This window comes from Brenneria corticis, assembly GCF_003115855.1.
In the GTDB taxonomy this organism is placed as follows: Bacteria; Pseudomonadota; Gammaproteobacteria; order Enterobacterales; family Enterobacteriaceae; genus Brenneria; species Brenneria corticis.
In genome coordinates this window covers 329,642-342,846 of record NZ_KZ819071.1, presented here as the reverse complement: position 1 = coordinate 342,846, position 13,205 = coordinate 329,642, and the positions used below count along the sequence as shown (strand labels likewise).

Sequence of the window (13,205 nt, the reverse complement as noted above, 5' to 3'; positions counted from 1 at the left end):
GAGAGACATATTGTAATTTTCGACTCTTAAGAAAGAGTTGAATACCCGGTATTCGCGCGAGAAATACCGGTCCTCTGTTTTACAATTAGCCTTATCCTGCTTAACCCGATAAAATCCCCCTCCAGCGATAACCAATAATAGCCAAGACCAATGTTACAAGCCCTTTACACCGTTCTTCTGTACCTTATCCAGCCACTGATATGGATCCGACTGTGGATTCGCGGTCGCAAAGCGCCGGCTTACCGCAGGCGCTGGAGCGAACGCTATGGATTTTGCGCCGAGAAAGTGCGACCGGATGGCATCATGCTGCATTCCGTGTCTGTGGGAGAAACGCTGGCGGCCATTCCACTGGTCAGGGCGCTGCGTCATCGTTACCCTAATCTGCCGATAACCGTCACCACCATGACGCCAACCGGTTCAGAGCGCGTGCGTTCCGCTTTCGGCGATTCGGTCTACCACGTCTATCTGCCTTACGATTTGCCCTTTGCTCTGCGACGTTTTTTTAATCAGGTGCGTCCCAAAGTGGTGATCATCATGGAAACCGAACTGTGGCCCAACCTGATCGCCGAACTGCATAAACGCAATATTCCCCTGGTGATCGCCAACGCGCGCCTCTCCGCGCGCTCAGCGGCCGGCTATAAAAAAATAGGCAGTCTGACGCGTCGCATTCTACAGCGCATCACCCTGGTTGCCGCGCAAAATCAGGAGGACGGGGAACGTTTTATCGCTCTCGGTTTGAAACGATCAAGTCTGACGGTTACCGGCAGCCTCAAGTTCGATATTTCCGTTACCCCGGAGCTGGCGGCCCGCGCGGTGACGCTGCGGCGTCAGTGGGCGCCGCACCGTCCGGTATGGATCGCCACCAGCACCCACGAAGGCGAGGAAGCCATCGTGTTAGCCGCGCATCGTCAGCTATTGGCGACCTACCCGGATTTGCTGCTTATTCTGGTGCCCCGGCACCCGGAACGATTCGCGACCACCCAGGCGCTGACGCAAAGCTCAGGTTTCACCTACACCTTGCGCAGCAGCGGCGAGCAACCCTCGGCCAAGACGCAGGTGGTTATCGGCGATACCATGGGCGAATTGATGTTGCTATACGGCATTGCCGATCTGGCATTTGTCGGCGGCAGCCTGGTTGAACGAGGCGGACACAATCCGCTCGAAGCCGCGGCGCATGCCATCCCCGTTCTTATGGGGCCGCATACTTTCAACTTTAAAGATATCTGCAATAAACTTGAGCAGGCGGATGGCCTGATTACCGTTACCGATAAGGCCTCGCTGACCAAGGAAGTGGGGAATCTGCTCGCCGATGAGGACTACCGCCGCTATTATGGCAGGCATGCCGTCGAGGTGTTGCATCAGAATCAAGGGGCCTTGCAGAAGTTGCTCTCGTTGCTGGCGCCTTATCTGCCACCCCGCATCCACTAACTGGCAGTGGCTTTGAGCACAGGAGCGAAAGAACCATGACGACCAAAGCGATTTACCCCGGCACTTTCGATCCGCTAACCAACGGTCACCTGGATTTACTGACCCGGGCATCGCGCCTGTTCGACCATCTGGTGCTGGCGGTGGCCGCCAGCCCGAGTAAAAAGACCTTATTTACCCTTGATGAGCGCGTGGCGCTGGCGCAGGAAGTCACCCGGCACCTGCCGAACGTGGAAGTCATCGGCTTTAGCGAGCTGATGGCGCATTTCGCGCAAAGCCAACAAGCCACCATCCTGGTGCGGGGATTGCGCGCCGTTGCCGATTTCGAGTACGAACTTCAGCTGGCGAAAATGAATCACCACCTGATGCCGGCGCTGGAAAGCGTGTTCCTGATGCCTTCCGAAGAGTGGTCGTTTATTTCCTCTTCGCTGGTCAAGGAAGTGGCCCGTCACGGCGGCGATGTTTCCCCTTTCCTGCCCGAACCGATTGCGAACGCATTAAACGATAAACTCCGGTAACGAAACGGTTCGCATACCGGTGCGTTTTATTCCTGCGATTTATTTAACAGGGTAACTATCGCACGCTCTATCGAGGCAACGGAAATATCATCGACAATTTTCCCTTCATGAAGAAGAATATTCTCCACGCCGAGGGGATACCAGCGTAAATACTTCTCGGGCCGGGACTCAAATAACGCCACAACGGGTATTTTCAATGCCGAGGCAAGATGCACCGGAGCGCTATCAGCCGAGACAACGATATCCAGATAGCTCATCACCGAGACTAAATCAGCTACCGTATCAGTTGATACGCAGCGAGCGCGCTTACCTGACAGCTGTTCCTGCGAGGGCCGATCGTTAGGAGCATGGAAAATAATAATTTCCGTATCATTTCCTAATTTCCCAATCAGCTCGCGCCACTTATCCCATGAGAGTTTTCGCGCCGGACTTTTATTGGAAATAAAGAATCCGATTCGCGGGCTCATCTTGTCGCCTAAGCGCTCTCCCCACTTTTTGGTAAGCAATTCATTCGGATAAACATATAAATTCAGCTTATCAATATCGACCTTACCCAGCTCTGGCACGAGCTCATAACCTGAAAGCACTTCGTGCTTTATTGGTCTGGTGGCAATATGCGATTGATTCCGATCATCAAATCCGGTTTTTTCATTATGCCAGCGCGCATCCCTGACATTAAGTAAATTGGCGAACTGAACTGAGTTTTTATTCATCCCGCCATTGGGAATAACCAGCAAATCAAAATTTATTTTTCTTAAGGTAAAAATCAACTTTACCTTATCAAGCATGGCATTTAAAAAGCCGGGATTGATATTTTTTTCATACTTCTTTGAATAAACATAATAATGTATCTTAGCGACATCCGGATTATCATCCAGAATAGGCGCATTATATTTATTAGCAAGCACATGGAGTTCCGAATCGGGCCAGCGTTTTTTCAAATCATGCAACAACGATGTCGTACATACCATATCACCAAGAAAATCTATACGAATAACTAATATGCAATTAATCTCTTTTTTATGTCTTACTTTTTTGAAAAAAAACATATCAATTCCTAAGTCGGCAATAATAAATACTTAATTAATCTATACTCAATAGATTGCAAAATGCCGCCAGGCGACAAATCGCCCCGCGGCTTGAAATATGGCGGGTACAACGTCAATCATCGCTGACAGACTCGGCAGAAAAACGTGCTGCGCTGACCGTGTTTGGCTATTTGTATCGGCGCGCCGCATACCCGGCAAGGCTCGCCGGTACGGCCGTAAACCTGCAGTTCCTGGGCAAAATATCCCGGCTTGCCGTCTGATTGCAGAAAATCACGCAGCGTTGTCCCGCCTTGCTCAATCGAACGCTGCAGCACCTGTTTGATGATTTCCGCCAGTCGCGCCGTCTCGGCCTCGCTTAGCGAGCCGGCCGCTCGGTCCGGGTCGATACCCGCCGCGAACAGGGATTCGCTGGCATAGATGTTCCCCACGCCAACCACCACTTTATTATCCATAATCCACAATTTAACCCGCGTCTTCTTGCCGCGTGATTTCAGGTACAGGTAGTCAGCGGAAAAATCATCACTCAGCGGTTCCGGCCCCAAATGGGCCAGCACCGTGCTCTCTTGCAGAGTGTTCGTCCATAGCCAGGCGCCGAAGCGGCGGGGATCGGTATAGCGCAGCACCTTGCCGCTATCCATCACCAAATCCACGTGATCGTGTTTACCCGGTTCGATGTACTCAGGCAGGATACGCAGGCTGCCGGACATGCCCAGATGAACAATGATCCACCCGTCGGTTAATTCAATCAGCAGATATTTGGCGCGCCGATGCACCCCCAGAACGACCCGATCGCTGAGGGATAAAATCTCGCTGGAAACCGGCCAGCGCAAACGGGCGTTGCGCACTTCGGCATAGAGGATCGTATGGCCTACCAGATAGGGCGAAATCCCCCGCCGACTGGTTTCAACCTCAGGCAATTCAGGCATGCGTTATCTCCTGGAAATTCTGGTGCTTGACATAAAAGCGCACCGCCAGCGCCCCCCAAGACAGGGCTGAACAGACCAACGTAAAAAAACCCGGCCTTGGCCGGGTTTTTCAATAATTCACTAAAATTATTTAATTTTAGCTTCTTTGTAGATCACGTGCTGACGGACAACCGGATCGAATTTCTTCAGTTCCAGTTTTTCCGGCTTCGTGCGCTTGTTCTTCGTGGTGGTATAGAAGTGACCAGTACCAGCAGAAGAAACCAGCTTGATCTTCTCGCGAACACCCTTAGCCATGATTCAGTTCCTTAATACTTTTCACCACGGGCACGCAGATCGGCCAGAACCGTCTCAATACCCTTCTTATCAATAACACGCATACCTTTAGCAGATACGCGCAGCGTTACAAAGCGCTTTTCACCTTCAACCCAGAAACGGTGTGAGTGCAGGTTCGGCAGAAAACGGCGTTTGGTCGCATTCAGTGCGTGGGAACGGTTATTACCGGTCACCGGACGCTTGCCAGTAACTTGGCAGACTCGGGACATGTCTATTCTCCAAAAATCAAATCAGCTCGAGCTTCGTATAGGGTGTCGCCGCCTCGTCAGGCTCTAGAGCCCATCTCAGCAACTTCACTGAAAAGACTCCGTCATCAGGGTAAACCTGCTGAGATAGGCTCTTAACGCCACACCCAAGATTCTCAAAGGTGGCGTAGTATACGCTCTGAAGCGTGAGCGCTCAAGTCCCGAACAGCTAAAGATCCCTCAGGATCGCGGAAAAATCGCTTAAATCCACCCGCGCTCGGCAAAAGAGACGTACTCGCCATGCCCGATAACCAGATGATCAAGCACGCGAATCTCCAACAGCAGGCAGGCTTTGATGATTTGTTCGGTTATCGCACGGTCGGCCTGACTGGGCTCCGCTTTCCCCGACGGGTGATTGTGCGCCAAAATCAACGCGGCGGCATTGCTTTTCAACGCTTCGCGCACAATTTCCCTCGGGTGTACTTCGACGCAGTCAATGGTACCAGCAAACATCTCCTGATGACGAATCACCCGATGCTGATTATCCAGAAACATGACTAAAAACACCTCCCGCTCCTGGCGGGACAGCAATAATTGCAGATACTGCCCGGTGATCTCCGGGCTCAGCATCGCATTTTCCTTCGCCAGGCGGGACGAAAACAGCCGACGGGACAATTCCGCCACCGCTTTTAGCTGCGCGTATTTTGAAATGCCGACGCCTTTCGCGTGACAAAACGCGTCCCGATCGGCGGACATCAATTGATACAGCGAGCCAAACTGCAGCAGCAAACTCTCCGCCAGTTGCATAACATGCATACCGGGCAACCCGGTGCGTAAAAAAATCGCCAGCAGTTCGGCATCCGTCAGCGCCTCTGCGCCTAAACTTACTAATTTCTCCCGCGGCGTCTGCTCATTTCCCCAGCCCATCGAACCTCCTTCCATTGACTGAACGCCATCATTACACGCCCCGGACAACGGGACGACGTCAGCCGTAACAGGCTGCGAAGCGCTTCGCAATTATTGTCCGCCAATCGGTCTGAAGGCTTAACACTCCTCTCTCAACTCAAGGTTATGGTAAAATAACGCCTCTTTCAGTTTTTAGTCGGACAATGATGATGACGGAACTTTCCAGCCTGAACGGGCTTTCCGCTAAACGTATTGCTGGCAAACGCATCGTGCTCGGTATCAGCGGGGGCATCGCCGCTTACAAATGCCCTGAGCTGGTAAGGCGACTGCGCGACAGCGGTGCGGAAGTACGGGTTGTCATGACATCGGCCGCCAAAGCCTTTATCACGCCGCTGACCTTGCAGGCCGTGTCCGGCTATCCGGTGTCGGACGACCTGCTCGACCCGGCGGCCGAAGCCTCCATGGGCCATATCGAGCTGGGGAAATGGGCGGATTTGGTGATTCTGGCGCCCGCCACCGCCGACCTGATTGCGCGTCTGGCCGCCGGTATGGCCAACGATCTGCTGACCACCTTGTGTCTGGCGACGCCCGCCCCCATCGCCGTTGTTCCCGCCATGAACCAGCAGATGTACCGCGCGGCGCCGACGCAGGACAACCTCCGCACGCTGGCGGCCCGCGGTTTGCAGCTATGGGGGCCGGACAGCGGCAGCCAGGCGTGCGGCGACATCGGCCCCGGCCGGATGATTGACCCGCTGGAGATTGTCGAACTGGCGCAGCGCCACTTCACGCAGACCCGCGACCTGCAACATCTGAATATCATGATCACCGCCGGCCCGACGCGCGAAGCGCTTGACCCGGTGCGTTTCATCAGCAATCACAGTTCGGGAAAAATGGGCTTTTCCATTGCCCAGGCCGCCGCCGCCAGAGGCGCGAACGTCACGCTGATTACCGGGCCGGTAGCCCTGGCGACGCCGCCTGACGTTAAGCGTATCGATGTCAACAGCGCGCTGGATATGCGGCAGGCGGTGATGGCCGAAGCCGCGCGGCAGCATATTGTTATCGGCTGCGCCGCGGTTGCCGACTACCGGGCCAAGCTGGTCGCAGATGAAAAAATCAAAAAGCGCGGTGATGAAATGACTGTCACCCTGATCAAAAATCCGGATATCATCGCGGATGTCGCCGCCATGGGTGAAAGCCGGCCTTATGTCGTCGGATTTGCCGCCGAAACCCAGAATGTGGAAGAATACGCGCGGCAAAAGCTGGCGCGTAAAAATCTGGATTTAATCTGCGCTAACGACGTCTCCCTTTCCGGGCATGGTTTTAACAGTGAAACCAATGCATTACATCTTTTCTGGCACCACGGGGACAAGCAGTTGCCGCAATGCGACAAGCGTCTTCTTGGCCAACATTTAATCGACGAGATTGTCAGCCGTTATGATGAAAAAAATCGACGTAAAGATTGTTGACCCGCGTATCGGTCAACAATTCCCATTACCCACCTACGCCACGCCGGGTTCCGCCGGGCTGGATCTGCGAGCCTGCCTGGATCAGGCGGTGGAACTGCAAGCCGGGGAAACCACGCTGATACCGACGGGACTGGCGATTCATATTGCCGATACCGGCCTGGCGGCCATGGTTCTGCCGCGTTCCGGCTTGGGCCACAAGCATGGCGTGGTGTTAGGTAATCTGGTCGGGCTGATCGACTCCGATTATCAGGGGCAATTAATGGTTTCCGTCTGGAATCGCGGTCAGCAGACATTCACCATTGAACCGGGCGAGCGTATCGCCCAGATGATCTTCGTTCCCGTCGTTCAGGCCGAGTTTAATCTGGTCGAAGATTTCGTCAGCAGCGAACGTGGAGAAGGCGGTTTCGGCCATTCGGGCCGTAACTAACACGCCCCTGCCATCCGGTATTATCAAAATTCATATAAGCCACAGCAGCTTAGAGTGACTGTGGCGCTGCCGGGTGCTTGTCGGTCAAATTTTTAGCAAGGGTCTTTTCAGACATGGCAGAAAAAGGAAATACGAAACGGAATCGTCGCGAGGAAATTTTGCAGGCGCTGGCGCAAATGCTGGAATCCAGCGACGGCAGCCAACGCATTACCACAGCAAAACTGGCCGCGAACGTTGGGGTATCTGAAGCCGCGCTTTATCGGCACTTCCCCAGCAAAACAAAGATGTTCGACAGCCTGATCGAGTTTATCGAGGATAGTCTGACTACCCGCATCAATCTGATTCTGCAGGATGAAAAAGAGACGTTTAACCGTCTGCGCCTGATTTTATTGCTTATTCTGGGATTTGCGGAACGTAACCCAGGTTTGACCCGCATTCTCACCGGGCACGCGCTGATGTTTGAACAGGACCGTTTGCAGGGCCGCATCAATCAGTTATTTGAACGTATCGAATCGCAGCTGCGTCAGGTATTGCGCGAGCAGAAATTACGTGACGGCAAGGGTTTTCAGCACGATGAAACGCTGCTCGCCAGCCAGCTGCTGGCATTTTGCGAAGGCATGCTCTCGCGGTTTATCCGTTCGGAATTCCGCTATCGCCCCACGCAGGAATTTGATACCCGCTGGCCTCTGCTGGCCGCACAGTTGCACTGACGTTCCTTCCCGCTATCCGATTCCCGCCAGACGCCTTTCTGGCGGGATTGGACGATGGCTTAAATACCGTATTGCCGACGATATTCCTGCACCGCCATCAGGTATGCGGTCATTTCCGGTTTTTCCGCCAGATAGGCGACCAGATCCTGCAGCGTAATGATGGAAATCACCTTACACTGATAATCACGTTCTACTTCCTGAATAGCCGAAATCTCGGCGCGCCCACGCTCCTGACGATCCAGCGCAATCATGATCCCGGCCAGGGTGGCGCCGTGAGCCGTAATAATTTCCATTGATTCGCGGATCGCCGTACCGGCGGTGATAACGTCGTCAACCAGCATGACCCGTCCCTGTAGCGGACTGCCCACCAGGCTGCCGCCTTCGCCGTGATCTTTGGCTTCTTTACGGTTAAAGCAGTAAGGGAGGTCGCGTTGGTGATGTTCCGCCAGCGCCACCGCCGTGGTGGTGGCAATAGGAATGCCTTTGTAAGCCGGGCCGAACAGCAGATCGAATTCAATGCCTGAATCCACCAGCGCCTCGGCATAAAAACGCCCCAGCAACGCCAGGTCACGCCCGGTATTAAATAATCCGGCGTTAAAGAAATAAGGGCTGATACGTCCTGATTTCAGCGTGAATTCACCGAATTTCAATACCTGTTTGCTAAGCGCAAATTCAATAAACTGGCGCTGATAGGCCTTCATTACTGCGTCTCCTCGTCTTACGGGGGAATCGATTCACCCGATTAATATCTTATTTTACAAACTGTTGTAATCATCCAACGATTAACTATAACTACATCTGACGGATAGCCTGCTGCACACCGAAAGAACCCCTCGTTTGTCGTATGTTCGCATGCCTTGGCGTTTTTTGCAGTGTGAAAATTACCCTCATCGGCAACACCTCAGCACCTTTCATCCGGTTAAGTGCATTTGTATTAAAGAAGTGGACGATAGAATTTGACTTCATAAATTGACTTCACATTTACAACCTCTAAAATGATTTCAAAAGATGAATTCATGGAACCGGCAATGCAGGAAAAAATAGCCTGTCTAAGAAAAAAGCAGCGGGAAACGCTGCACCAGATTTTTAAAACGCCGGTACTTTCTGGCGTTAAATGGTCAAACATCGAGTCACTTATCGAAGCATTAGGCGGTGAGATCAAGGAAGGCAGCGGATCGCGGGTACGCTTTTTACTTAACGGCAGTATTGCACGATTCCATCGCCCTCATCCATCGCCAGATACGGATAAAGGCGCGCTGGTCAGTCTGCGTGAATGGCTGGAAAGCATAGGGGTCAAACCATGACGAAAGTACGCACCACACCCAATACCATGGTCGTTGCCGGACAACCGGCTATCATCAGTTATGTACCTGAAATCGGTATGTTTCGTGGCAAATTTATTGGCCTGTCGGGCTATTGCGACTTTGTCGCCGACAGCATTGACGGACTGAAAAACGAGGGGGAGATCTCGTTACGCGAATATCTGCAAGATTGTCAGCAAAATGGCATAGCGCCCTATGAACAGGAGGAAAAGGTGAAAACCTTTACCCTTCGCTATCCGGAATCATTTGGCGAACGTCTGGCGATTGCCGCCGCAGAACGTCAGATTTCCGTAAATTCCTTTATTGTTGAAACGCTTAACGAACGTATGAAGGGCGTTTGATCATGGCCGGTACTGATTACCCAATCTGCACCGGAGTCGGTTGAAAAGGCGGGGATAACCCGCCATCAAAAATCAATCCGCCAGCGCGGCCTTCTGCGCGCGGATAATATTTTCAATCCCGGCGCGCGCCAACGCCAGCAGCGACAGCAGTTCTTCGTGGGTGAAGGGCTCGCCTTCGGCGGTGCCCTGCACTTCAATCATGCGGCCGTCTTCGGTCATCACCACGTTCATATCGGTTTCCGCCGCGGAATCTTCCACATATTCCAGGTCGCAAACCGCCTCGCCGTTGACGATGCCGACGGAAACCGCCGCCACCATGCCCTTCAGCGGATTTTTCTTCAATTTGCCGCTGGCCACCAACTTGTTCAGCGCATCGGCCAGCGCCACGCAGGCGCCGGTTATGGACGCGGTACGCGTGCCGCCGTCCGCCTGCAATACGTCGCAATCCAGCGTAATGGTGAATTCGCCCAGCGCTTTAAGGTCGATGGCCGCCCGCAGCGAGCGGGCAATTAGGCGCTGAATCTCCAGCGTGCGCCCGCCCTGCTTGCCTTTTGCCGCTTCACGCGCGTTACGGCTGTGCGTGGCGCGCGGCAACATGCCGTATTCGGCGGTGACCCAGCCCTGGCCCTGTCCTTTCAGAAAGCGCGGCACGCCCTCTTCAACCGTGGCATTACATAAAACCTTGGTGTCGCCGAACTCAACCAAAACGGACCCTTCGGCGTGTTTTGTGTAATGACGGGTTAATTTCAGGGGGCGTACTTGTTGTGCACTTCGGCCTGTAGGGCGCATGACTTATCTCCGGCGGGAAAATGTTAACTGGCGCGCATTATACGGCCTTAGCGGCGCAATGCCTACCGGCCGGCAGCGGCTTATATTTTCTCGCCTGGTGCGAACGCAAAACATCTGCGTCGGAGCGATACTCAAAACGCGACGCAGACCGGCGCATCGACGCGCATCACCGAATCCTGGCGGAAGCGCTGTTTATACCCTGAACGCAGCGCCTCGATTTTCGTTTCGTTCGCCGCATCCGCCGCGTGGATCAGCAGCAACGCCTTGCTGTTTTCCCGCGCCAGCACGCCATCGTTGCCCAGCCATTGTCCTTTGGCGTCAAATACCGATAGCCCCTCGGTAAAGCGCGGCGTCACCTCGCCGTCGACGAAAGCCTGCCATTCGCCGGCGCTAATCACCGGGCCGTCGGGACGGTTGAGGCCAAAATAGAGGGTGGTTTGCGTCATGCTCTCGCCGGTTACGCACCGGGCCGCGGCCGGCTCCGTGGGTTTACCCGCCGAGACGCAGCCCGCCAGTACAAAAGCCAATGCCAACGCGGAAAGTCTGCTGCCTGTTTTCATTGTCATTCCTTGCCTTAATCATCATATTCAGGGCGTAAAATAACAAAATTTATGGCGCGCCGGGGAATAACCTCAGGCAGAGCCATGGTGATGATATTTCAGCGCTTAACGTGGACGAGCGCTTGACGCATCGCATAAAAGCGTCGCATCACGCATTCAGGCTGCTTATCATATTGAACTGATGCTGAAGTTCCGCGTGCCGATTATCGAGAAGAGAATTTATCCCATGACAAAACCCGTGATCGTGATCCACGGCGGGGCCGGCGCCCTGACCCGATCCGCCATGAGTAGCGAAAAAGAGCAGCGCTATCTGGCCGCGCTGGCCGACATTATCGCCTGCGGGCAGCAGATTCTGGCGCGCCACGGCAGCGCGCTGGACGCCGTGACCGAAGCCGTCCGGCTGCTGGAAGAGTGCCCGCTGTTTAATGCCGGACGGGGTTCGGTATTTACCCATGATGAAACCCACGAACTGGATGCCAGCATTATGGATGGCCGTACGCTGGACGCGGGCGCCGTCAGTTGCGTCAGCCATATCCGTAACCCGGTGCTGGCGGCCAGGAGCATACTGGAACAGAGCCAGCATGTGATGTTTACCGCTGAAGGCGCGGAAGCCTTCGCCCGCCGGCACGGCCTTGAAATGGTCGAACCGGCGTTTTTCTCTACCGAGGAACGACGCCGGCAATTGCATAACGCGCAGGCCGGGGAAGGCGACGTCGTGCTGGATCATGACGGGCGGGCTGACGGCGCCCCTATCGACCCGGACCGCAAGTTCGGCACCGTTGGCGCGGTAGCGCTGGACAGCGCCGGAAACCTTGCCGCGGCCACCTCCACCGGCGGCATGACCAATAAACAGGCCGGTCGGGTCGGCGACAGTCCGATCGTTGGCGCGGGCTGCTACGCCAATAACCGCAGCGTGGCGGTTTCCTGCACCGGCACTGGCGAAATCTTTATGCGCACCGTTGCCGCCTATGATGTCTCCGCGCTGATGGAATACGCCGGGCTTTCCCTGCAACAGGCCACGGATCGGGTGGTGATGGAAAAGCTGACGCGCCTGAAGGGCAGCGGCGGGCTGATCGCCGTCGATCGCCACGGCAATATCGCGCTGCCGTTTAACAGCGAAGGGATGTATCGCGGTTACGGTTATGTCGGGAAGGCTCCGCAGACGAGAATTTACCGCTAATGGTTTTATAAACCGCTGGCCCCCCCGCCGCGCGACGACCGGGCGATTTTGTCCTACCCTGCCCGGAGACACAACGCTATAATCCCTGCATCATTTGCTCTACAGGTATGCACCGATGATTCGCAGTATGACCGCTTACGCCCGGCGAGAAGTCAAGGGTGACTGGGGAAGCGCAGCCTGGGAGCTGCGTTCCGTTAACCAGCGCTATCTGGAAACCTACATCCGTTTACCGGAACAGTTCCGCAGTCTGGAGCCTGTTATTCGCGATCGCATCCGTACCCGTCTGACCCGCGGTAAAATTGAATGCAACCTGCGTTTTGATCTCGACCCGCGGGCGCAAAGCTCGCTGATTCTGAATGAAAATCTGGCAAAACAGCTGGTCAGCGCCGCCAACTGGGTAAAAATGCAGAGCGACGAAGGGGAAATCAACCCGGTCGATATTCTGCGTTGGCCCGGCGTAATGGCCGCGGAAGAGCAGGATCTGGACGCCATCAGCGCCGAACTGTTGCAGGCGTTGGACCGTACGCTGGATGACTTTATCAGCGCGCGGGAAAGCGAAGGCCATGCCCTAAAAGGACTGATAGAACAGCGCCTGGCCGGCGTCAGCGGCGAAGTCGCCAAAGTGCGCGCGCAGATGCCGAATATTCTGCAATGGCAGCGCGAACGGCTGCTCAGCAAACTGGAAGACGCCCAGGTACAGTTGGAAAATAACCGCCTGGAGCAGGAGCTGGTCATTATGGCGCAGCGTGTCGACGTGGCGGAAGAGCTAGACCGTCTGGAAGCGCACGTGGCGGAAACCTATAAAATCCTGAAGAAAGAAGAAGCCGTCGGCCGACGCCTGGACTTTATGATGCAGGAGTTCAACCGCGAATCCAACACGCTGGCGTCCAAATCCATCAACGCCGACGTCACCGCCTCTGCCATCGAACTCAAGGTGCTGATTGAGCAGATGCGGGAGCAGATCCAAAATATCGAATAATTTCCACCCTGCTCCACCGACTGCCACAACGCCCTGTTTTCAGGGCGTTTTTGTTGCTATAAACGTCTATCGCGCACTACCCGAATCCA

The 13,205-nt window shown here is 54.6% G+C and carries 17 protein-coding genes; 9 read left to right on the top strand and 8 right to left on the bottom strand.

The window, feature by feature from the left end:
- Positions 1-150 precede the first annotated feature (150 nt).
- Both waaA and coaD read left to right on the top strand, forming a co-directional pair.
- Entirely contained in the window at positions 151-1,428 is a 1,278-nt protein-coding gene (gene waaA / locus DDT56_RS01600; protein ID WP_136164753.1) for a lipid IV(A) 3-deoxy-D-manno-octulosonic acid transferase, read from the top strand.
- A gap of 35 nt (positions 1,429-1,463) precedes the next feature.
- The gene (coaD, locus tag DDT56_RS01595) at positions 1,464-1,943 is read left to right on the top strand and encodes a pantetheine-phosphate adenylyltransferase (RefSeq protein ID WP_136164752.1); all 480 of its coding nucleotides are present in this window, start codon (positions 1,464-1,466) and stop codon (positions 1,941-1,943) included.
- Positions 1,944-1,969: 26 nt separating this feature from the next.
- Here coaD and DDT56_RS01590 read toward each other — a convergent pair whose 3' ends face one another.
- The 5 genes from DDT56_RS01590 to radC all read right to left on the bottom strand — a co-directional run bounded on the left by DDT56_RS01590 (position 1,970) and on the right by radC (position 5,363).
- Positions 1,970-2,956, bottom strand: coding sequence for a glycosyltransferase family 9 protein (locus tag DDT56_RS01590; protein ID WP_168197550.1), 987 nt, complete (start codon positions 2,954-2,956; stop codon positions 1,970-1,972).
- Between the two features lie 152 nt (positions 2,957-3,108).
- On the bottom strand, positions 3,109-3,918 hold the full coding sequence (mutM, locus tag DDT56_RS01585) for a bifunctional DNA-formamidopyrimidine glycosylase/DNA-(apurinic or apyrimidinic site) lyase (RefSeq protein ID WP_136164750.1): 810 nt from the start codon (positions 3,916-3,918) through the stop codon (positions 3,109-3,111).
- Between the two features lie 126 nt (positions 3,919-4,044).
- The gene (gene rpmG, locus DDT56_RS01580) at positions 4,045-4,212 is read right to left on the bottom strand and encodes a 50S ribosomal protein L33 (RefSeq protein ID WP_004392084.1); all 168 of its coding nucleotides are present in this window, start codon (positions 4,210-4,212) and stop codon (positions 4,045-4,047) included.
- 11 nt (positions 4,213-4,223) lie between these two features.
- Positions 4,224-4,460 (bottom strand): 50S ribosomal protein L28, encoded by a 237-nt coding sequence (gene rpmB / locus DDT56_RS01575; protein ID WP_009110942.1) that lies wholly within the window; start codon positions 4,458-4,460, stop codon positions 4,224-4,226.
- A gap of 237 nt (positions 4,461-4,697) precedes the next feature.
- Positions 4,698-5,363 carry a RadC family protein gene (gene radC, locus DDT56_RS01570; RefSeq protein ID WP_136164749.1) on the bottom strand — a complete coding sequence of 222 codons (666 nt, stop codon included), beginning with the start codon at positions 5,361-5,363 and terminating at the stop codon, positions 4,698-4,700.
- A 188-nt stretch (positions 5,364-5,551) separates the two neighbouring features.
- Here radC and coaBC point away from each other — a divergent pair, with 188 nt between their 5' ends.
- The 3 genes from coaBC (at position 5,552) to slmA (ending at position 7,945) form a co-directional block, all read left to right on the top strand.
- A complete protein-coding gene (gene coaBC, locus DDT56_RS01565; RefSeq protein ID WP_136164834.1) occupies positions 5,552-6,808 on the top strand; it encodes a bifunctional phosphopantothenoylcysteine decarboxylase/phosphopantothenate--cysteine ligase CoaBC in 1,257 nt (418 codons plus the stop codon).
- The gene (gene dut, locus DDT56_RS01560; RefSeq protein WP_136164748.1) at positions 6,777-7,235 is read left to right on the top strand and encodes a dUTP diphosphatase; all 459 of its coding nucleotides are present in this window, start codon (positions 6,777-6,779) and stop codon (positions 7,233-7,235) included. Before coaBC ends, dut begins: the two co-directional genes overlap by 32 nt.
- Positions 7,236-7,348: 113 nt before the next feature.
- Entirely contained in the window at positions 7,349-7,945 is a 597-nt protein-coding gene (slmA, locus tag DDT56_RS01555) for a nucleoid occlusion factor SlmA (RefSeq protein ID WP_136164747.1), read from the top strand.
- A gap of 59 nt (positions 7,946-8,004) precedes the next feature.
- Here the strand turns inward: slmA and pyrE are convergent, their stop codons facing one another.
- Positions 8,005-8,646, bottom strand: a complete 642-nt coding sequence (gene pyrE, locus DDT56_RS01550) for an orotate phosphoribosyltransferase (protein ID WP_136164746.1) — start codon at positions 8,644-8,646, stop codon at positions 8,005-8,007.
- Positions 8,647-8,973: 327 nt separating this feature from the next.
- Between pyrE and DDT56_RS01545 the strand changes: the two genes are divergently transcribed.
- Positions 8,974-9,249, top strand: coding sequence for a type II toxin-antitoxin system HicA family toxin (locus DDT56_RS01545; RefSeq protein WP_136164833.1), 276 nt, complete (start codon positions 8,974-8,976; stop codon positions 9,247-9,249).
- On the top strand, positions 9,246-9,608 hold the full coding sequence (locus tag DDT56_RS01540) for a type II toxin-antitoxin system HicB family antitoxin (protein WP_136164745.1): 363 nt from the start codon (positions 9,246-9,248) through the stop codon (positions 9,606-9,608). The genes DDT56_RS01545 and DDT56_RS01540 overlap by 4 nt, the downstream gene beginning before the upstream one ends.
- Positions 9,609-9,680: 72 nt before the next feature.
- Here DDT56_RS01540 and rph read toward each other — a convergent pair whose 3' ends face one another.
- Positions 9,681-10,397 carry a ribonuclease PH gene (gene rph / locus DDT56_RS01535; RefSeq protein ID WP_136164744.1) on the bottom strand — a complete coding sequence of 239 codons (717 nt, stop codon included), beginning with the start codon at positions 10,395-10,397 and terminating at the stop codon, positions 9,681-9,683.
- 131 nt (positions 10,398-10,528) lie between these two features.
- The gene (locus DDT56_RS01530) at positions 10,529-10,957 is read right to left on the bottom strand and encodes a DUF3574 domain-containing protein (protein WP_136164743.1); all 429 of its coding nucleotides are present in this window, start codon (positions 10,955-10,957) and stop codon (positions 10,529-10,531) included.
- Between the two features lie 226 nt (positions 10,958-11,183).
- Here DDT56_RS01530 and DDT56_RS01525 point away from each other — a divergent pair, with 226 nt between their 5' ends.
- Together DDT56_RS01525 and DDT56_RS01520 are read left to right on the top strand one after the other, a co-directional pair.
- Positions 11,184-12,137, top strand: coding sequence for an isoaspartyl peptidase/L-asparaginase family protein (locus DDT56_RS01525; RefSeq protein ID WP_136164742.1), 954 nt, complete (start codon positions 11,184-11,186; stop codon positions 12,135-12,137).
- A 115-nt stretch (positions 12,138-12,252) separates the two neighbouring features.
- Complete coding sequence (locus tag DDT56_RS01520) at positions 12,253-13,116, top strand: YicC/YloC family endoribonuclease (protein WP_136164741.1); 864 nt, start codon at positions 12,253-12,255, stop codon at positions 13,114-13,116.
- Positions 13,117-13,205: the final 89 nt, after the last annotated feature.